The following is a 20,262-nucleotide window of genomic DNA, read 5'->3' on the forward strand; positions in this document are numbered from 1 at the left end:
TGCAAAAGGCATCTGTCAGAAGGCGTTTTCAGGGGCAAAGATACCTTGTGACAGATGCCTTATGAGAAGGTGTCCTATGGAGCTAATTCTTACATCACAACGAGCAGCGGGCCGAAGGTAAGCACGAGGCCGGCAACGGCTGCGAGGAACATCGACAAACCATCGCGGCTGGTACGCAGTGCGTGGACGATTCCGACGATGACGCCAGTGACGACGACGCCGAGCACGACGACGACTAGGCGGTCGAAGCGGTCCCAGAGAATTTCAAAGCCCTTGAATACGATTGCACCGAGCACGATACCCACGAGGGCGAGCAGGACGACGGCGAAGGGGTTGAGCTTGCCCTCCTCCTCGTCGTCGTAGTCTTCGTCGTACTCTTCACGGTCCTGATCGACTGCCTCGAGCTCCCCCGTGGTGAAGGTGTCATCCTCGGTTGCTACCGCAGCCGCCGGTGCGGTCTTGTCAGCGACCTTTGTTTCGACCTTATCGTCGGTTTTTTCTTCGACCTTCGACTCGGCCTTAGCCTCAGTCTTCTTTGCCTCAGCCTTCTCCTTAGGCTCGTCCTTGACCTTTTGGATAACACGCGTGTCCTCATCAGAGGGCTGGGAGCGCTTGGTCTCCGGCTCAGCTGACTTCTCTACTGGGACAGCAGCAGCCTGAGGCTTGTCAGCCTTCTTCTTGGATTCCTCCTGCTGAGGAGTCTCCTGCTTAGGCTGTTCCTTCTGCTCCTTCTTCGGTGCAGGAATGACCGGGGCCGTTTCGTCAATGGAGACGCTGGAGTGCTTTGCCTCGGCCGGAGTTGCCTTGACCCTCTCAAGATTGCCGGTCAGCTCCGCAACCGAGATGCCGCCTTCATCAAGGCTGCGACGACGGCGGCGCGGGGCCTTCTCCTCGCCGGGTCGGTTCTTCGCGTTACGGGCCAGCAGCTCCGCAACTGTCAACTGTTTCTTGTCAGCCACGTTTCTTTCCTATTCCAGTCCCTTATCGGTACGGCGCAAAATGACACCTTCTCGGAGAGCCCAGGGGCAGATCTCCAGCTTTTCGATTCCCAGGGCACGCATGCTCGCCTCCGCCACTAAAGCACCGGCGACGATTTGATGCGATCGGGTAGAACTTACACCCTCAAGGTCCGCCCTGTCAGCTGCAGTCATACGGGAGATGAAGGAAATCAGCTGACGCAAACCCGGCGCCGTGAGGGTGCGCTTGACGTAGGGACCCGCCGAAGACGGTGCAGCACCGGTCAAACGGGCCAGCGTGCGGAATGTTTTCGAGGTGCCCACGGCCAAACCCGCGGGGCCCAGCGCACGCATCTTATCGGCCACGCCGACCAGTTCCGCATCAATGTAATCCCGCAGCAAATTCACCTTGGATTTCTGCGGCGGATCAGTATCGAACCAGTTATGGGTCAGGCGGCCAGCTCCCAAGTCCAGGGAGAAAGCCATTTCCGGATGCTCGTCGGTACCAGTGGACAGCTCCAGCGAACCGCCACCGATATCGAGGTTGGTGATGCGGCCAGCGGACCAGCCATACCAACGGCGGGCGGCAAGGAAGGTCAAGCGCGCTTCCTCCTCACCCGACAAAATCTCTAGGCGGACGCCGGTTTGCTTCTCAACTTCATCGAGGACCTTGGCCGAGTTCGTGGCCGAGCGCACGGCAGAGGTAGCAAAGGCGATGAATTCATCACAGCCCAGCTTCTGGCCCAGCTCAGCGGCCTCACCCACGGCGGAAATGAGCTTCTTCATGCCCTTCTCGTGGATGTTGCCGTCCTTGTCTAGCTGTTCCACCAGACGCAGCGGGGTCTTCCAATCGCTCATCGGCGAAGGCCGCCCACCGGTTGCGGCGTCGACCGCAACAAGGTGGACGGTATTACTTCCGACGTCTAATACACCTAATCGCACGCCTCCAGAGTAGTAGGTCTACCGTGGGTAGGTGTGAATCGCCCGAAATCGAATGAAGTTTACCTGGGTTTTCCTGCCTCCTCCCCCGCGGCAGCATCCATCTTGGCCGGCCGCGAAAAGGCCCCCGACTTCCCCAGAGAGTGGTTTGAATTTACTGATCCGAACGATCCACTCCATGTCTTCTCTATCGACCTGACCTGGCTCGAATCGCACTATGCCTGCCAGTTTGGGACCGAGAGGTGCCACGGCATCGATAAGCAACAGCCCGACGTCGGCTGCTGCGTCCACGGCGCCTACATGGCTGATGAGACAGACAGGGAGCAGCTTCACGACGCCGTCGCCCGCATGCCCGCCCGCTTCTGGCAGCACCGCCCAGAGGGGGTAGATGAGTTCCTCCAACACGGTGAGCCTGAGGAGCTGGAACCCTGGCTGGAATGGGATGAGCTCGACGGCGACGATGGCGAGCCGGAACCGGCGCTAAAGACGCCGCTTGTCGACGGCGCCTGTATCTTCGCTAACCGTGCCGGCTGGCCCACGGGGGCGGGCTGCGCTATCCACCAATGGGCGCTCGAGGCAGGCGAGGAGCTTACCGTGGTCAAGCCCGAAGTATGCTGGCAGCTGCCGATTCGCCGGCACGAAGACTATGAGGAGCGCCCCGACGGGGAGGAAATCCTGCGGACCACTATCGGCGAATATGATCGCCGTGGGTGGGGCAACGGCGGCGAGGACTTCGATTGGTATTGCTCGGCGGATCCCTCCTGCCACATAGCGGATGAGCCGCTGTGGAAGTCACAGAAAACCGAGCTCATCGCGCTACTTGGCGAGGAGAGCTACGAGATTCTGGCCAAGCACTGCGAGGCTCGGGCGCGCTCCGGGGTCGACTTCCCGCGGCACCCGGCGGATCCTCGCGCTTAAGCCTCGAACTTGTAGCCGAGGCCGCGCACCGTCACGAGCTGCTGCGGGTGGGAAGGCTCGGCTTCGATCTTGGAGCGCAGGCGCTTGACATGAACGTCGAGAGTCTTGGTGTCACCCACGTAGTCGGCGCCCCAGATGCGGTCGATGAGCTGACCGCGGGTCAACACGCGCCCAGCGTTGCGCAGCAAGTACTCGAGAAGGTCGAATTCCTTGAGCGGCATGGAGACCGGTTCACCGGCGACGAGCACGGTGTGGCGCTCGACGTCCATGCGCACACGGCCGCCTTCTAGAATCTGATCGTCCGGTTCCTCCTCGGCGTTGTCAGAGGAAACGTCGTGGCCGCGGCGCAGCACCGCGCGGATGCGGGCGATGAGCTCACGGGAGGAATAAGGCTTGGTCACATAATCATCCGCGCCGAGCTCGAGGCCCACGACCTTGTCGATTTCAGAATCGCGCGCAGTCACCATGATCACCGGCACGGAGGAGGTCGCACGCAGCTGCTTGCACACGTCAGTTCCGGACATTCCCGGCAGCATGAGGTCCAATAGGACGATGTCCACGTGATTCGCCGCGAACTGTTCTAGCGCACTAGGCCCGTCCGGGGCGAGGAGTACGTCGAATCCCTCCTTTCGGAGGAGGAAGGCGAGGGGATCGGCCAGCGACTCTTCATCTTCAACGATGAGGATGGTGGTCATTGCGCTTTATCCTTTCGACGAGCTGCTACACGCGCCACGGCGCGCTGCAAACCAGGGGCGGCAGAGCTGACGGCTCCGTCTTCTATATTATCCCGATTAATAAGATTATCTGTTGGCTTTTCTTCCGCATATATAGGGAGCTCGATAGTGAACGTCGAGCCGGTGCCAGGACGCGACCACAGCTTGATGTTGCCGCCGTGATTAGCCACGACGTGCTTCACAATGGCCAGGCCCAGGCCCGTTCCGCCGGTCTGCCGGGAGCGCGCCTTGTCCACGCGGAAGAAGCGTTCAAACACGCGCTTTTGGTCCTCCGGGGCGATGCCGATGCCGCGATCCGTAACTCGAATATGAACGACCTTCTCGCCGACCACCTTCTGCGTTACCGACACCGGTAGTTCATCTGGCGAATAGTGGATGGCGTTCGAGATCAGGTTGGAAATCGCCGTGACCAAGAGGGATTTATCTCCCATTACCTTGACGCCTGCGGAATCGCCGCGGGTGAGCTGGTTGTGGTGGGAATCGGCAGCGAGTTGATTGCGGGTGATGGCCTCATCAATGACCTCATCGAGGTCGAGCGGCTCCATCTCCGGGAGGGCCTCCGCACCCTGCAGCTTGGACAGGGAGATGAGCTCGCTGACCATGTCCGCCATGCGCGCCGCTTCCTTCTGCACCTTGCTACCGAAGTACTCGACGTGCTCGGGGTCCCCGGTGTCCTGGAGGAGTGCCTCGGCCAGCAAGGCGATGCCGCCCACCGGGGTCTTCAGCTCGTGCGACACGTTGGCCACAAAGTCACGGCGAGCGGATTCCATGCGCACCGATTCGGATTCGTCGGTGCCGTAGACGATGACGAAGCGATCATCGTTGAGCGTCAGCGGCTGGACCACTGCGCGCACCTGAATCACGCGGTTGCCGGTGCGCCGTTTGGGGATAGCAAGGTCCAGTGTGCGGGTCTCTTTGTCTTCGAAGACCTCTTCCGCGACCTTCCAAATGTCGGGGTTCACCGCACGGTCATGCACCATCGACATTTCATGGGCAGCGGGGTTAGAGAAGATGACCTCTTTCGTGCGCGAAAGCACGGTCATTCCAGATGGGGAACCACCCACGGCGAGATGCAGAACCTGGCTAACACTGGTGACCTGGTTAGCGTCTGCATCGCGGACGCGGCGGCGCTCCATCCGTTCACGGATCCGGGTGATCACCGGTATGGCCAGGCCGCAGGCCACCACACCGGCGAGGAAAGCGAGTACCAGTTCCACAATCATTCACACCCCTACAAAGAATCCCCAAGGAGTATAAGCTCCCTGGGGATCGTGCGCAGCACGCAGCTTCCTGGGCGGTTACTTCTTTCCGCCCTGGGCAGCCACGGCAGCGGCGCCGGCAGCAGCAGCTTCCGGATCCAGGTACGTGCCGCCCGGGTTCACAACCGAACCGTCCTCGGTGATCTCGTAAACCAGCGGAATACCGGTCGGAATATTGAGGCCGGCAATCTCCTCATCGGAGATCTGATCCAGGTGCTTGACCAGCGCGCGCAGGGAATTACCGTGCGCGGCGATGAGAACGGTCTCGCCCTTCTTGGCGCGCGGGAGGATCTCCTCCTCGAAGTAAGGAACGAAGCGCTCGACGACGTCCTTCAGACACTCGGTGCGCGGAACCTGGTCCAGGTTGGCGTAGCGCGGGTCACCGGCCTGGGAGTACTCGGCGCCGTCTTCCAGCTCCGGCGGCGGGGTGCCGTAGGAACGGCGCCATGCCATGAACTGCTCCTCGCCGTACTTATCCTTGGTCTCTGCCTTGTTAAGGCCCTGCAGGGCGCCGTAGTGGCGCTCGTTGAGGCGCCAGTCGCGCACAACCGGGATCCAGTGGCGGTCCGCTGCGTTGAGTGCAATATTGGCGGTGCGGATGGCACGGCGCAGCAGGGAGGTGTAGACGATATTCGGCAAGATGCCCTGTTCCTTGAGCAGCTCGCCGCCACGCTTGGCCTCGCCCTCGCCCTTGGCAGTGAGGTTGACGTCAACCCAACCGGTGAACTGGTTGGACTCGTTCCATTCGGACTGTCCGTGTCGAAGTAGAATCAGCTTTCCGTTACTCATAAACACCAGCATGCCACGTTTTTCGACAGCGCGTCAGGTGGTTTTAATATCCGATTGCCCGGCGCGCGTGGCAATCCGGAATCTCGATACTCATCGCATCGGCGTAAATATTCTCCAACTGGGTGGCGGCCGCTGCCCAACTGAATTGCTGGGCGTGATCGACGGCGGCTTCGCCCATGGCGATGCGGCGGGGGTCGTCGTCAAGCAGCTGTTCCAATGCGTCCGCCCAGTCCTGCGCCGAGTGCGAGTGGACGAGCAGGCCAGTCTCGCCGTCGTCGACGGCGATGGGCAGCCCACCGACGGCCGCCGCCACCACGGGAGTTCCGGAGGCCTGCGCTTCCATGGCCACCAGCCCGAAGGACTCGTTATAGCTGGGCACCGCAACAATATCCGCAGCCTGGTAGATGGCCACGAGCTCTTGGGGTGGGCGCGGGCTCAGGAAGCGCACGACGCGCTCCACCCCCAGCTCGCGGGCAAGGTTGTGGTAGGCATCCGGCGAGGAATTCGCCCCGGAGGCACCGCCACAGATGACCACGCGCAGGCGGCGATCCGGATCGCGCTCCATCAGCTCCGCGGCGGCGCGGATGAGCACGTCGGGACCCTTGAACTTTTGCAGGCGGCCCACAAAGGCCACGACTTTGGTGTGCAGCGGGATGCCCAGCTGGCGGCGCGCACGCTCCGTCATGCGGTCGGTGCCCGGGGTGTAGAGATCCGTGTCCGCACCCGGGGAGACCACGACGATATTCTCCGGCGAGGCGTCGTAGTGCTCGATCAGATCGCGGGTTTCCTGGGCGGTGTTGACCACCAGGATGTCGGCGTTATCCACCAGTTGCTGCTCGCAGATGCGGCGGGCTTCGGTTTCCGGGGTGTCATCGAGCGTGCGGTGCACGTTCTTCACGGCAGCCAAGGTGTGCGCGGTATGGACGAGAGGGATATCCCACAGATCGCGCAACAACCATCCCACCTGGCCGGAAAGCCAGTAGTGGGAGTGGATGACGTCATACTCCACATCAAAACAGCGCGCGAAGTTGAAGATGCCGCCCGTGAACGCGGCCAGCTGGGTGGGCAGCTCCTCTTTACTGAGACCTTCATAGGGTCCCGCCACAATGTTGATGACGCGCAGGCGCTCCTCGACATTGACTACTTCCCCCTGACTAGGGCGCGTGGCGCGAGTGAAAATATCGACCTCTACGCCGAGGCGCGCGAGCTGACGGGCAGTGTTGAGAACGTAGACGTTCATGCCGCCCGCGTCCCCGGCTCCGGGCTGCTCGAGGGGCGAGGTATGCATGGAAATCATCGCGATGCGCATAGTTTTCCAGTGTATCCCGAAACAACCCGCGTTATACTGGCCCGTACCTTAACCTACGCGACCGAAAGGTGAATCGATGTCGGCATACGAGTCTAAGGCGTGGCTGAAGTACTACCCGGAATGGACCCCGCACACCCTGGAGTACGGAGACACCACGCTTCTCGACGTTTACGACAACAACCTCGCGCTCCACCCCGACAAACCGGCAACCTACTTCTTCGGCCGCACGCAGACCTACGCCGAGCTGGACAAACAGGTTCGCCGCGCAGCCGCCGGCCTGCGTGCCTTCGGCGTGCGCCCGGGAGACCGCGTTGCCATCGTCGCCCCCAACTGTCCACAGTTCATCTCTGCTTTCTGGGCCGTGCTTAAGCTGGGCGCCATCGCGGTGCTGCACAACCCGCTCTACACCGCTCACGAGCTGGAGGGTCTGTTTAAGAACCACGGCGCGCGAATCGCCATCGCGTGGGATAAGACGGCCTCCACGTTGGAGAAGCTACGCCCGACCACGTCCCTGGAGACCGTCGTCTCTATCAACATGATCAACGCGATGCCGACTCCGCAGCGCCTGGCCCTGCGCCTGCCTATCCCGCCGCTGAAGTCCAAGCGCGATCAGCTCACCGCCCCGGCCCCGAATACGGTGCCGTGGGAATCCCTCGTTGGCAACGCCATCGGCGGCGATGGTTCCGATGTCATCACCCCGGAAGAAGTCACCAAGGACACCACCGCGCTCATCCTCTACACCTCCGGCACCACCGGCAACCCCAAGGGCGCGGAGCTGACCCACGGCAACCTCTTCTCCAACCTCTTGATGGGCAAGCACTGGGTACCGGGCCTTGGCGATTCCCCGGAGCGCATGCTCGCCGCACTCCCCTTTTTCCACGCCTACGGCCTGACCATGAACGCCACCTTGGCGCCGCTCATCGCCAGCGAGCTGGTGCTACTGCCCAGCCCGCAGATGCCGCTCATCATGGACCTGATGAAGAAGCACACCCCGACGTGGGTGCCGGGCGTACCGACCTTGTACGAGCGCATCGTGGCGAAGGCAGAAGAAGACGACGTCTCCCTCGACGGCGTACGCGCGGCCTTCTCCGGTGCCTCCACCCTGCCGGTCAACACCGTGGAGAAGTGGGAGAAGTACACCGGCGGCATGCTCGTGGAAGGCTATGGCCTCACGGAGTGTTCGCCGATCATCGTGGGTAACCCCATGAGCGATGATCGCCGCCCCGGCTACGTGGGAATCCCTTTCCCGGACACGGAGATTCGCATCGCTAACCCGGATAACCTGGATGAAACCATGCCCGACGGCCAGGAAGGCGAGGTTCTCGCTCGCGGCCCGCAGATTTTCAAGGGCTACTTCGGCGATGAGGAAGCCACTAAGAAAGCCTTCCACAATGGCTGGTTCCGCACGGGCGATATGGGCGTGATGGAAGAGGACGGTTTCATCCGCCTGGTCAGCCGCATCAAGGAAATCATCATCACCGGTGGCTTCAACGTCTACCCGGGCGAGGTTGAGGAAACGCTGCTTGATCACCCAGACGTGGCGGAGGCCGCCGTGGTGGGCCGCCCGCGTTCGGACGGTTCCGAGGACGTCGTGGCCTGTATCGTGCTAAACGACGGCGCCGCGCTCGATCCCGACGGCCTCAAGAGCTTCTGCCGCGAGCGCCTCACCCGCTACAAGGTTCCGCGCACCTTCTACCACTTCGAAAAGCTGGCCACGGACCAGCTGGGCAAAATTCGCCGCCGCGAAGTACAGGCGGATCTGCTCGAGCGTCTCAAGGCCGAGAAGTAGCACGCCATAACCCCGGAGCGATCCCTGCGTGATAGACGCACATCACCGGGGTTATTGATTTATGTCGAAAAGATTTCGTTACTTTAAGCAACTTTGCTAAGTTTTGCGAGACTTCTGTCACAGATTGGTTATACTGTTCCAAACATAACAAGTTTGACCACCTAAGGAGTTCGCGAACATGTCCGAATCCCCTGCCCAGGCCTCCTCCGCCTTTGAGTCGAAAGCCTGGCTCCAGTATTACCCTGAGTGGACTAAGCCCAATCTGGATTACGGCACCGAAACGCTCTTGGACTCCTACCGAGAAACCGTGGAAGAGTTCGGCGAAAGGCCCGCCACGTGGTTCTTTGGCCACCAAATGACCTACCGCGAACTCGATACCCACGTGCGCGCCGCCGCGGCGGGCCTCAAAGCCTTCGGTATTCGCCCCGGCGATCGCGTCGCCGTAGCGCTCCCCAACTGCCCCCAGCACGTGGCGGTCTTCTATGCCATCTTGAAGCTCGGGGCGACCGTCGTGGAGCACAACCCGCTCTACACCGCGGCTGAGCTCGAGCCCCTCTTCCAAGATCACGCCGCCCGCGTGGCCGTGGTCTGGGATAAGGCGAGCCCGGTCTTTGAGGAGCTGCGTGATACAACGCCGCTCGAAACGATCGTTACGGTCAACATGATCGAGGCCATGCCGCGCCCCAAGCAGCTGCTACTGCGCTTGCCACTTCCCATCATTAAGGACAAGCGCGCCGAGCTCTCAGTTCCAGCCCCTAACACCGTTCCGTGGAGCACGCTCACCGGGCGCGCCATCGGCGGACAAGGCCAGAAGCTACAGGATGCCAAGGTCAACCGCGAAGATACCGCGCTGATCCTTTACACCTCCGGAACCACTGGCAAGCCCAAAGGCGCGGAGTTAACCCACTCCAACCTGTACTGCAACATGAAGATGGCGGAAGCGTGGGTCCCCGAAATCGGCAAGAAGCCCGAGCGCATGCTCGCTGCCCTCCCCCTCTTCCACGTCTATGGCCTCACCCTCATCGCAGCCCTCGGCGTACACATTGGCGGCGAGTTGGTCCTCACCCCGGCGCCAAAGATTCCGCTGCTCCTCGACATTATGAAGAAGCGCCGCCCCACGTGGATGCCGGGTGTGCCCACGATCTACTCCAAGGTCATGGAGGCAGCCAAGGAACAGAACATCGATCTCCACGGCATCGAAAACAGTCTCTCGGGTGCAGCGGCGTTGCCAGCGGACATCGTTGAGGAATGGGAAACACTCACCGGTGGCCTACTCGTGGAAGGCTACGGGCTCACGGAAACCTCGCCGATTGTCGCTGCAAACCCGCTCAACAAGAGCCGCCGCCCCGGCTACATCGGTATTCCCTTCCCGGATACCGAGGTGCGCATCGGCAACCCAGACAACCTCAGCGAGACCCAGCCGGATGGCACCGCGGGCGAGCTCCTCGTGCGCGGGCCGCAGGTATTCAAGGGTTACTTCAACATGCCGGAGGCCACCGAGCAGTCCTTCCACGATGGTTGGTACCGCACGGGCGACATGGCGATCATGGAGTCCGATGGCTTCATCAAGATCGTCTCCCGCATCAAGGAGATGATCATTACCGGCGGCTTCAATGTGTACCCGGCCGAAGTGGAAGACGTTATCCGCCAGCACCCGGACGTTACCAACGTGGCCATCGTCGGCCGTCCGCGCGCGGACGGTTCCGAGGATGTCGTAGCCTGCATCGTGCTGGAGGATGGCGCGGTGCTCGATCCGGAGGGCCTCAAGGACTACTGCCGCGAGCGCCTCACCCGCTACAAAGTTCCACGCACCTTCTACCACTTCGAGCAGCTCGCCTCCGACCAGCTGGGCAAGGTCCGCCGCCGCGAAGTGCAGCAGGACCTCCTAAAACTGCTCGGCAAAGAAGCTTCCGCCTAAGCCGCGCGGTCGATATAGCGCATCACGCGCGTGGGGTTAAAGGTTCGGTAGAACGCTTCACCCGCACCGACAAGCTGGCTCACTAACGTGCTGAGCTGCCAATCCAGCTGCTCATCGGTGTAGCCCCACTTCGTGGGAATGCGGGCCGTGGTCACCAAGACCAGGTCCTGCTCATCGCCGTCATCGAGGTTTACCACCTCGATGCGCGCGGAGTAGACATATTGATCATCATTCATAAACTCGGCCCAGCGCACGAGCGCATCAAGGTCGCACGCACAGCGGCCGGAGGGCGTGACGAGGCTGAGCTCAATATCCCCGGAGCCATCACGAGCGGATTCAATAGTGATCGCGTGTTCATTGATGAGGATGCTCACGGCCCCATTCCGGTGGTCCACCACGTGAACGGGCGTGCCGATCATTGCCAGGCGCGTGGCGCGCTCGTACACTCGCCACATCCCCACCGCTGAAACCCCATAGGCCTCGCTGAAATAGTGGGGCGATACCGGCTTAAGCCCAGACCCCTTCCGTGGCTTGGAGGGCTCTTCCGGAAATTGCTCATCCAGGCGCGCGAAGACCGCCGACATTTCGGCCGCATAGCCCGCGATAATGCTCTTGAGCTGAGCATTCGTGGCCGTCGACGGCAGATAGGGCGGCGCGAAGACCCGCAGGTGGGTATGCATGTCGGAGCTTCCACACGGCTCGGCCACAAGGTTGCCGGAGATGCCACCTCCGTTGAGATCATTGACCTCCATGCGCAAAGGTTGGCGGTCCGGGTCAAAGCACACCGCGCCACCCCAATACCCAAGGACGCAGAGGCCGCCCATCTCTTCGTTGACGTCGATGCTTAAGAAGCCGCCCGCAATTTTGATGGTGGGCAAGCCGGTGGAGGAATCTTCCTCCAGCTTTCCGGCCAGCTTGGTCATAGTTTTGATAACTCGGCTTTTGCTGAGCCGAGCTGGTGTCTTAGTCGTTTTCTCTGGTGTTGATTGAGGCATAGTCCCCCCTAGTTTTTCTTTTCTTTCACGCTGCGCGAGCCGATGCTGAGCCACCCCTGCTCCTCCCCGAGCCGCTGCAGTGAGCCCGAGGATACAAAAGGTTGGGCAACTTCGCGCGGCGAGCGCTGAGAAAGAGTGCCCCCATCACCAAACGTGAGAAAAACCTCACATTTTCCGCACGGGAGACAGCTTTGCGTGAAAGCTTCGACTACGGTGGCACATCATGATTGTTCTGTAGGGCTAACTAATCCTGCCCACAGCTCTTCATAAAACCGTTCCCCATCAGCTCAAAAGAGGAAAGATGCCTGTTACTATGCTGCATTCCATGCCCCGCCCGGCCGTACTTTTCGCCGGACAAGGCTCCGATTGGCAGGGTTTCATCACCACCGCCGCGCAGACTGCCGCCACCGCTGACTCCCTGCGCGAGCCCCTCGCCCAGGCCCGCAGCCTCACCGGCCCCGCCGCACGCACCATCGCCTCCACGTGCCCTGGCGCACTTGAGCGCCTCGAGCAGCTCATTGATGGTTCCGTCGAGCCCAACGCCCTCGATGCCCTGCCGGCGGTCTCCATCCCCGGCATCGTCCTTGGCCAGATTGCCGCCATCGAGCAGCTGCGTGATCTCGGCGTCGACATCGACGAGCGCGCTGGGCATTCGCAGGGAAGCTTGGGCGAGATGGCCGTCGACAAGCCAGTAGAAGCCCTAGCCCTAGCCATCCTGATGGGCACCGCCGCCAGCGCGGTCAATGGCTCCGATCCGCGCTCCCAGATGCTGTCCATTCGCGGCCTGGAGCGCAGCTTCATCACCGAGTACCTGCACGGCACCGCCGCCATCGCCGTGGTCAACGGCCGCCGCCATTTCGCGCTGTCTGGCGCCCCGGAGGACCTGGCTGCCACCCGCTCCGCCATCGACGAGGCCGTGAAGAGCTTCAACGCCGAGCTGGAGAAGCGCACCGTCGGCGGCGATGAGCTCAGCCCGCGCTTTGATGAGCTGCCCGTAGCGCTTCCCTTCCACAACGCGGTTCTCGCACCGGCAGCTGAGCGCACCGTAGACCTGGCTCAGAAGTGCGGCCTCGACGTGGATGAGGCCCGCACCCAGGCCGAGGCCATCCTGGTCACCGAACACGACTGGCCGGCCACTCTGGCCGCGCTCAACTCCGAGCACCTCATCGTTCTCGACCGCGCCTTGGCGAACATCACCCGCCGCGTGGTGCAGGGAACCGGGGTGACCGTGGTCTCCGCCGCCACCCCGCAGGAGCTTGATGCGCTGGCGACGCCGGGCGCTGAACTGCCCAAGGCCCTGAACTACGCTGACTTCGCCCCGCGCACCATCGAGCTTCCCAATGGCCGCACCTACACCCAGACCCGTTTCTCCGATCTCACGGGCCTGTCCCCGATCATGCTGGGCGGCATGACGCCCACCTCCGCTGATGGCGAGATCGTGGCCGCGGCGGCCAACGCCGGACACTGGACGGAGATGGCCGGCGGCGGCATGTACTCCGATGAGGTCTTCCGCGCCCACCTGGCCACAATGGAGCAGCACCTGCACCCTGGCCGCACGGCGCAGTTCAACACCATGTTCTTTGACCGCTTCCTGTGGAACCTGCACTTTGGCCAAGCGCGCATCGTGCCCAAGGCCCGCGCAGCTGGCGCGCCCTTCAACGGCGTGTGCATCTCCGCCGGCATTCCGGAAGTAGAGGAAGCCGGCGAGCTGCTGGACCGCCTCCACGCCGATGGTTTCCCCTTCATCTCCTTCAAGCCCGGCACCGCGAAGCAGATCCGGGATGTCCTGGCCATCGCCACGGCCTACCCGGAGGATCGCATCATCATGCAGGTCGAGGACGGCCACGCCGGCGGCCACCACTCCTGGGTCAACCTGGATGACATGCTGCTGGATACCTACGCCGAAATCCGCCAGCACCCCAACGTCTACCTGGCAGTCGGCGGCGGCATCGCCTCCCCGGACCGCGCCACCTCCTACCTCACCGGTGAGTGGGCGAAGAAACACGCTATGCCGGCGATGCCTGTCGACGCCGTCTTCCTCGGCACCGTCGCCATGGCCACCAAGGAGGCCAAGGCCACCGATTCGGTGAAGGACTTGCTGGTCAACACGGAAGGCATTTCGCCTTCCGCGAACGGCGGATGGGTAGGCCGCGGCACCGGTGCGAACGGCGTGGCATCCTCGCAGTCCCACCTTTTGGCGGACATCCACGACCTGGATAATTCCTTCGCTGCGGCCTCGCGCCTGATTACGTCCCTGCGCATCGAGGAGTACCCGGCCCACCGCCAGGAAATCATCGACGCCCTGGCCAAGACCTGCAAGCCCTACTTCGGCGATGTCGAGTCCATGACCTACGCCGAGTGGATCGAGCGCTTTGTGAAGCTGGCCCACCCGTTTGTGGATCCGAGCTGGGATGACCGTTTTCTCGATCTCCTGCACCGCGTCGAAGCCCGCCTGAACCCAGCGGATCACGGCCAGATTGAAACCCTTTTCACCTGTGTTGAGGACGTTCACGATGCGCCGCAGGCCGTGGCCAAGCTGCTGGATGCTTACCCCGCCGCACGCACCACCGAGGTCTCGGCGCGCGATGCCGCCTGGTGGATTTCCCTGCACTACAAGCACGTCAAGCCCATGCCGTGGGTGCCGGCCCTGGACGGTGACTTGAAGTCCTGGTTCGGCAAGGACACCCTCTGGCAGGCACAGGATGAGCGCTACACCGCTGACCAGGTGCGCATCATCCCCGGCCCCGTGGCCGTGGCGGGCATTACCAAGAAGAACGAGCCGGTTGCAGACCTGCTTGCCCGCTTCGAACAGGCCACCACGGATGCGCTGCTGGAGCAGGGCTCGACCCCGCAGAAGGCTTTCTCCCGCCTGAACTCCGCTGCCGATGAGGCCGCATTCCTGCGCACTTCTCCTACCCTTCTGTGGCACGGCCACCTCATGGCCAACCCGGCTTATGAGATGGATGAGAACGCCTTCGACCTGCGCCAGGATGCTGAAGGCAACTGGGAGATTGTTATCACGGCGGACTCCTATTGGGATGACCTGCCGGAGGAGCAGCGCCCCTTCTACGTCCGCGAGGTCACCGTCCCTGTGGACCTGCCGGAGGATGTGGCCACGGGTGGCTCCCCGGTGGTCTCCGAGGAGCGCCTGCCTAACTCCGTCTTCACCCTCCTGGAAGGCTTGGCTGGTGTCGGCTCCACGGCGGAGCAGGGCGATGAGATTACGGAGATGCCCACCGTCGAGTCGGGCTACTCCTTCCACTTCCCGGCCTCGCTGCTCTCCGCACACAGCGCGGTGACCTGCGGCGATGCTGCAGCCGAGAAGGCCGGCACCCCCGACGTTCTGGTAGGCCCCTGCTGGCCGGCCATCTATGCCGCGCTCGGCTCTGGGCGCCTGGAGGATGGCTACCCGGTCATCGAAGGCTTGCTCAACGCGGTGCACTTGGACCACGTCATCGACCTGCGCGTGCCGCTGGAGCAGCTTGCCGACGGCCGCCAGATCGACGTCACCTCCTCCTGCACCGCCATCGAGGAATCCGTCTCTGGGCGCATCGTCACGGTCGAGCTCGAGCTCAAGGATCACGCCTCCGGTGACATCGTGGCCACGCAGATGCACCGCTTTGCCATCCGCGGCCGCGCCACCGGCACCGCCGCACCGAGCCAAGCACCGGAGTGGGGCGGCGGCAAGTCCGCCACCAAGGTGGTGCCGACACCGCGCTCCTTCGTCGACCGCGCCACCGTCACCGCCCCGCAGGACATGACGCCCTTCGCGCTGGTCTCCGGTGACTATAACCCGATTCACACGTCCTATAACGCGGCCCAGCTGGTTAACCTGCAGGCACCGCTGGTGCACGGCATGTGGCTCTCGGCCGCCGCACAACAGGTGGCCGGGCGCCACGGCCGCGTGGTGGGCTGGACCTACTCCATGTACGGCATGGTGCAGCTGGGCGATGACATCGAGGTCACCGTCGAGCGCGTCGGCCGCAAGGGCATCCACCAGGCACTCGAAGTCACCTGCCGCATCGACGGCGAAGTCGTCTCCCGCGGCCAAGCCCTGCTCGCCGCGCCGACCACGGCCTACGTCTACCCCGGCCAGGGCATCCAGGCAGAGGGCATGGGCCAGGATGACCGCCAAGCTTCCCCGGCGGCACGCGAGGCCTGGCGCCGCGCCGATGCGCATACCCGCGCGAACCTGGGCTTTAGCATCCAGAAGATCATCGATGAGAACCCGACGGAACTCACCGTCCGCGGCACCACCTTCCGCCACCCGCAGGGCGTGCTGCACCTGACCCAATTCACGCAGGTAGCCCTGGCCGTCGTGGCCTATGCCCAAACCGAACGCCTGCGCGCCGAGGACACCCTGGCGCCGACTTCTTACTTCGCCGGCCACTCTCTGGGCGAGTACACAGCACTGGCCTCGCTGGCGAATATCTTCGACCTCGAGGGGGTCATCGACATCGTCTATTCCCGCGGCTCCGCCATGGGCAGCCTGGTGCCGCGCGATGCTGAAGGAAATTCCGAGTACGCCATGGCGGCACTGCGCCCGAACATGGCGGGCATTGATGCCGACAACGTCGACGCCTGGGTGGCTGAGGTCGCCGAGGCCACCGGCGAGTTCCTGGAGATTGTTAACTACAACATCCGCGGCCAGCAGTACTCCGTCGCCGGCACCAAGAAGGGGCTCAAGGCCCTGGTGGACAAGGCCAATGCCATCGCCCCGCGCGCGGCCGTCATGGTCCCGGGCATCGACGTTCCTTTCCACTCCCGCGTGCTGCGCGAGGGCGTTCCGGCCTTCGCGGAGAAGCTCGATGAGCTCCTGCCGCAGGAGCTGGATCTGGACGCCCTGGTAGGCCGCTACATCCCGAACCTGGTGGCCCGCCCCTTCGAGCTGACCCAGGACTTCGTCGATGCCGTGGCACCGCTGGCTCCCTCCGGCAAGCTGGACGGGCTGAAGGTGGAGGACCTCTCCGAGCACGAGCTCGCCCGCCTGCTGCTCATTGAGCTGCTGTCCTGGCAGTTCGCTTCGCCTGTGCGCTGGATTGAGACCCAGGAGCTCCTCTTTGGCAAGGTCGAGCAGATCATCGAGGTCGGCCTGGCTTCTTCCCCGACGCTGACGAACCTGGCTACCCGCTCGCTGGCCGTCGCCGGCATCCCGGAGGGCACCATCCGCGTGCTCAATGTGGAGCGTGACCAGGAGCAGGTCATGCTTGCCGACGTCTCCGAGGCCCCCGCCGCCGAACCGGCACCGGAAGCCGACGCCGAGGAGGCACCGCAAGCCAACGAGGCACCAGCCGAGGTTCCGGCTGAGGCAGCTCCGACTGCACCAACTCCTGCACCTACCGCAGCCGCCGCCTCCGGCGACGCCCCCGAGCTGCGCTTTGGTGCGGCGGAGGCCATCATGGTGCTCTTCGCCTTCCAGAACAAGATCCGCGTGGATCAGATCGCGGACTCCGACACCGTGGAGGAGCTGACCAACGGTGTGTCCTCGCGCCGTAACCAGCTGCTCATGGACATGTCCGCGGAGATCGGCGTGCCGGCCATCGATGGCGCCGCCGATGCCGACGTGGCAACGCTGCGCGAGAAGGTCGCCACCGCCGCCCCGGGCTACTCCGCTTTCGGCCCGGTGCTGGGTGAGGCCGTCGGCGCGCGCCTGCGCCAGCTCTTCGGCGCTGCGGGCCTCAAGCCCACCGCCGTGGCGGACTACGTCACCGGCACCTGGGGCCTGCCCGAGTCCTGGGTTGCCCACGTCGAGGCTGAGATTCTGCTGGGCTCCCGCGAGGAGGACTCCGTGCGCGGCGGCTCGCTGAGCACCGTGCCGGCGAGCGCTACCTCCAAGTCCGCAGCACACGAGCTGATCGACGCCGCCGTCCAAGCCGTCGCCGCTACCCACGGTGCATCCGTGTCCAAGGGCGCGGCCGCCGGTGGTGCCGGTGGCGGTGCCGTGGTCGACTCCGCTGCGCTCGATGCCTTCGCCGAGACCGTCACCGGTGAGAGCGGCGTGCTGGCTACTGTCGCCCGCCAGGTTCTCTCCCAGCTGGGCTTGGACTCCGAACCGGAGCTCATCGAGGCACCTGATACCACCGTCATCGATGCCGTCGAGGCAGAGCTCGGCTCCGGTTGGCTCAAGTCCGTCACGCCGTCCTTTGATGCGAACAAGGCCGTGCTTTTCGACGACTCCTGGGCCATCGCCCGCGAGCGCCTCGCCCGCCTGGCACTGGGCCAGGCCGAGTACCCGGTGGACAGCTTCCGCGGTGCCGGCGAGGACCTAGCGCGTCAGGCGCGCTGGTGGAAGCGCGAGGACATCGCCAAGGCCGCCGTGGACACCACCCCCGGCGCGTTCGCCGGTGAGGTTGCCCTGGTCACGGGTGCTGCCCCTGGTTCCATCGCCACTGCGCTGGTGGAGCGCCTACTGGAGGGCGGCGCGACCGTCATCATGACCGCCTCCCGTGTCAGCCAGGCCCGCAAGGAATTCGCGCGCACGCTCTACGCCGAGCACGGCGCTGCTGGTTCCGCCCTGTGGCTGGTCCCGGCGAACCTGTCGAGCTTCCGCGATATTGACGCGCTCATCGACTGGATCGGCACTGAACAGCGCGAGTCCGTGGGCAACGAGGTCAAGATCCTCAAGCCGGCCCTCACGCCGACGCTGGCCTTCCCCTTCGCCGCGCCGAGTGTCTCCGGCTCGCTAGCGGATGCCTCCGGAACGACCGAGACGCAGGCCCGCCTGCTGCTCTGGTCCGTCGAGCGCACCATCGCGGGACTGGCAAGGTTGAGCCAGGGGGACGTCGACAAGCGCTGCCACGTTGTCCTGCCAGGCTCGCCCAACCGCGGCACCTTCGGTGGCGACGGCGCCTACGGCGAGGTCAAGGCGGCACTCGACGCCATCCTGGCCAAGTGGAACGTCGAGGCTGGTTGGCCGGCCGGCGTCACCCTGGCGCAAGCCAAGATCGGCTGGGTCGCAGGCACTCACCTCATGGGCGGCAACGACGTCCTCGTTCCAGCCGCGCAGAAGGCCGGAATCCACGTCTGGTCGCCGGAGGAAATCTCCTCTGAGCTGCTAGACCTAGCTTCCGCCGAATCCCGTGCCCGCGCCACCGAACGCCCGATCGAGGCAGACCTCACCGGCGGTCTCGAAGGCTTCTCGCTGACTTCTCTAGAGGTCGAGAAGCCTGCTGCGCAGTCCGCTGCAGAGGGTGCCGCCAAGGACACCACCGTCCGCATCAAGGCACTGCCTTCCCCGGCGCGCCCGGTGCAGCCGCAGCTGGCTCAGGAACTTGGCGACATCACCACCGACCTCGACGACATGGTGGTCATCGCCGGTATCGGTGAGGTGAGCTCCTGGGGTTCCGGCCGCACCCGTTTCGAGGCCGAGTATGGCCTGCAGCGCGACGGCTCCGCCGAGCTGACCGCCGCCGGTGTCATTGAGCTCGCGTGGATGACCGGCCTCATCGCATGGCACGAGGAGCCCACGCCGGGCTGGTTCGTCGTGGAAAACGACGAAGAGATCGCCGAAGAGGACATCTTCGACCGCTTCCGCGATGAGGTCGTCGCGCGCTGTGGCATCCGCACGCTGACGGATAAGTATCACCTCACCGACCGCGGCTCCATCGACCTGACCACGGTGTTCTTGGACCGCGACATCACCTTCACCGTCGATTCCGAGGCCACCGCCCGCGACATCGCCGAGGCCGACCCAGAGTTCACCAGCATCCGCGAGGCTGACGGCGAGTGGGAGGTCACCCGCCGCAAGGGTGCCACCGCAAAGGTGCCGCGCAAGGCCACGCTCACCCGCACCGTGGCCGCGCAGATGCCGGACAACTTCGACGCTGCCCGCTGGGGCATCCCGGACCACATGCTCGACTCGCTCGACCGCATGGCTGTGTGGAACCTGGTCAGCGCGGTGGATGCCTTCACCCAGGCCGGCTTCTCTCCGGCGGAGCTGCTGCGCTCCATCCACCCGGGCCAGGTGGCCACCACGCAGGGCACAGGTATCGGCGGCATGGAGTCCCTGCACAAGGTATTCGTTTCCCGCTTCTTGGGCGAGGACCGCCCCTCCGACATCTTGCAGGAAGCACTGCCCAACGTCATCGCGGCGCACACCATGCAGTCCCTCGTGGGCGGCTACGGTTCCATGATTCACCCCATCGGTGCCTGCGCTACCGCGGCGGTGTCGATTGAGGAGGCCGTGGACAAGATTGCCCTGGGCAAGGCCGATGTGGTCGTGGCCGGCGGTATCGACGATGTCCAGGTGGAGTCCCTCCAGGGCTTCGGCGATATGAACGCCACCGCGGAGACCGCGAAGATGACCGCCAAGGGAATCGATGATCGCTTCATCTCCCGCGCCAATGACCGCCGCCGCGGCGGCTTCCTCGAAGGCGAGGGTGGCGGCACGGTCCTGCTGGTTCGTGCCTCACTAGCAGCCGACTTAGGACTGCCGGTGCTCGCAGTGGTCGCGCACGCCGCCTCCTATGGCGACGGTGCCCACACCTCCATCCCGGCCCCTGGCCTGGGTGCGCTGGGTGCTGGCCGTGGTCGCGAGAACTCTCGTCTCGCACGCTCGCTGCGCGGACTGGGCCTGACGCCAAACGACGTCTCGGTCCTGTCCAAGCACGACACCTCCACCAACGCCAACGACCCGAACGAGTCCGAGCTGCACTCC

The 20,262-nt window shown here is 63.8% G+C and carries 11 protein-coding genes; 4 read left to right on the forward strand and 7 right to left on the reverse strand.

Annotation, left to right across the window (positions count from 1 at the left end):
* Positions 1–89: 89 nt before the first annotated feature.
* Complete coding sequence (locus HMPREF2806_RS04815; protein WP_070513471.1) at positions 90–959, reverse strand: hypothetical protein; 870 nt, start codon at positions 957–959, stop codon at positions 90–92.
* Between the two features lie 9 nt (positions 960–968).
* Entirely contained in the window at positions 969–1,898 is a 930-nt protein-coding gene (locus tag HMPREF2806_RS04820; RefSeq protein WP_012714802.1) for a Ppx/GppA family phosphatase, read from the reverse strand.
* 33 nt (positions 1,899–1,931) lie between these two features.
* On the opposite strand from HMPREF2806_RS04820, the gene HMPREF2806_RS04825 reads away from it, so the two are divergent.
* Complete coding sequence (locus HMPREF2806_RS04825) at positions 1,932–2,813, forward strand: DUF3109 family protein (RefSeq protein WP_070516515.1); 882 nt, start codon at positions 1,932–1,934, stop codon at positions 2,811–2,813.
* On the opposite strand, the gene HMPREF2806_RS04830 is transcribed toward HMPREF2806_RS04825, so the two are convergent.
* From HMPREF2806_RS04830 to mshA, 4 genes are all read right to left on the reverse strand, one after another.
* A complete protein-coding gene (locus HMPREF2806_RS04830; protein ID WP_070513479.1) occupies positions 2,810–3,508 on the reverse strand; it encodes a response regulator transcription factor in 699 nt (232 codons plus the stop codon). The genes HMPREF2806_RS04825 and HMPREF2806_RS04830 overlap by 4 nt on opposite strands.
* Positions 3,505–4,770: a sensor histidine kinase gene (locus HMPREF2806_RS04835; RefSeq protein ID WP_070516517.1), complete on the reverse strand. Its 1,266-nt coding sequence runs from the start codon at positions 4,768–4,770 to the stop codon at positions 3,505–3,507. Before HMPREF2806_RS04835 ends, HMPREF2806_RS04830 begins: the two co-directional genes overlap by 4 nt.
* A gap of 75 nt (positions 4,771–4,845) precedes the next feature.
* Positions 4,846–5,595, reverse strand: a complete 750-nt coding sequence (locus HMPREF2806_RS04840) for a phosphoglyceromutase (RefSeq protein WP_070516535.1) — start codon at positions 5,593–5,595, stop codon at positions 4,846–4,848.
* 43 nt (positions 5,596–5,638) lie between these two features.
* Entirely contained in the window at positions 5,639–6,904 is a 1,266-nt protein-coding gene (gene mshA, locus HMPREF2806_RS04845; protein WP_070516519.1) for a D-inositol-3-phosphate glycosyltransferase, read from the reverse strand.
* 76 nt (positions 6,905–6,980) lie between these two features.
* On the opposite strand from mshA, the gene HMPREF2806_RS04850 reads away from it, so the two are divergent.
* The gene (locus tag HMPREF2806_RS04850) at positions 6,981–8,693 is read left to right on the forward strand and encodes a long-chain-fatty-acid--CoA ligase (protein WP_070516521.1); all 1,713 of its coding nucleotides are present in this window, start codon (positions 6,981–6,983) and stop codon (positions 8,691–8,693) included.
* A 178-nt stretch (positions 8,694–8,871) separates the two neighbouring features.
* Entirely contained in the window at positions 8,872–10,611 is a 1,740-nt protein-coding gene (locus tag HMPREF2806_RS04855; protein WP_070516524.1) for a long-chain-fatty-acid--CoA ligase, read from the forward strand.
* Here the strand turns inward: HMPREF2806_RS04855 and HMPREF2806_RS04860 are convergent.
* Entirely contained in the window at positions 10,608–11,534 is a 927-nt protein-coding gene (locus HMPREF2806_RS04860) for a hypothetical protein (protein ID WP_070516526.1), read from the reverse strand. The two genes, HMPREF2806_RS04855 and HMPREF2806_RS04860, sit on opposite strands and share 4 nt — an antisense overlap.
* 373 nt (positions 11,535–11,907) lie before the next feature.
* Here HMPREF2806_RS04860 and HMPREF2806_RS04865 point away from each other — a divergent pair.
* Positions 11,908–20,262: type I polyketide synthase (locus HMPREF2806_RS04865; RefSeq protein ID WP_232745271.1), on the forward strand; the 8,355-nt coding region annotated here is incomplete at its 3' end.

Origin of the sequence: Corynebacterium sp. HMSC076G08, assembly GCF_001811515.1 — a bacterium.
GTDB lineage: Bacteria > Actinomycetota > Actinomycetes > Mycobacteriales > Mycobacteriaceae > Corynebacterium > Corynebacterium hiratae.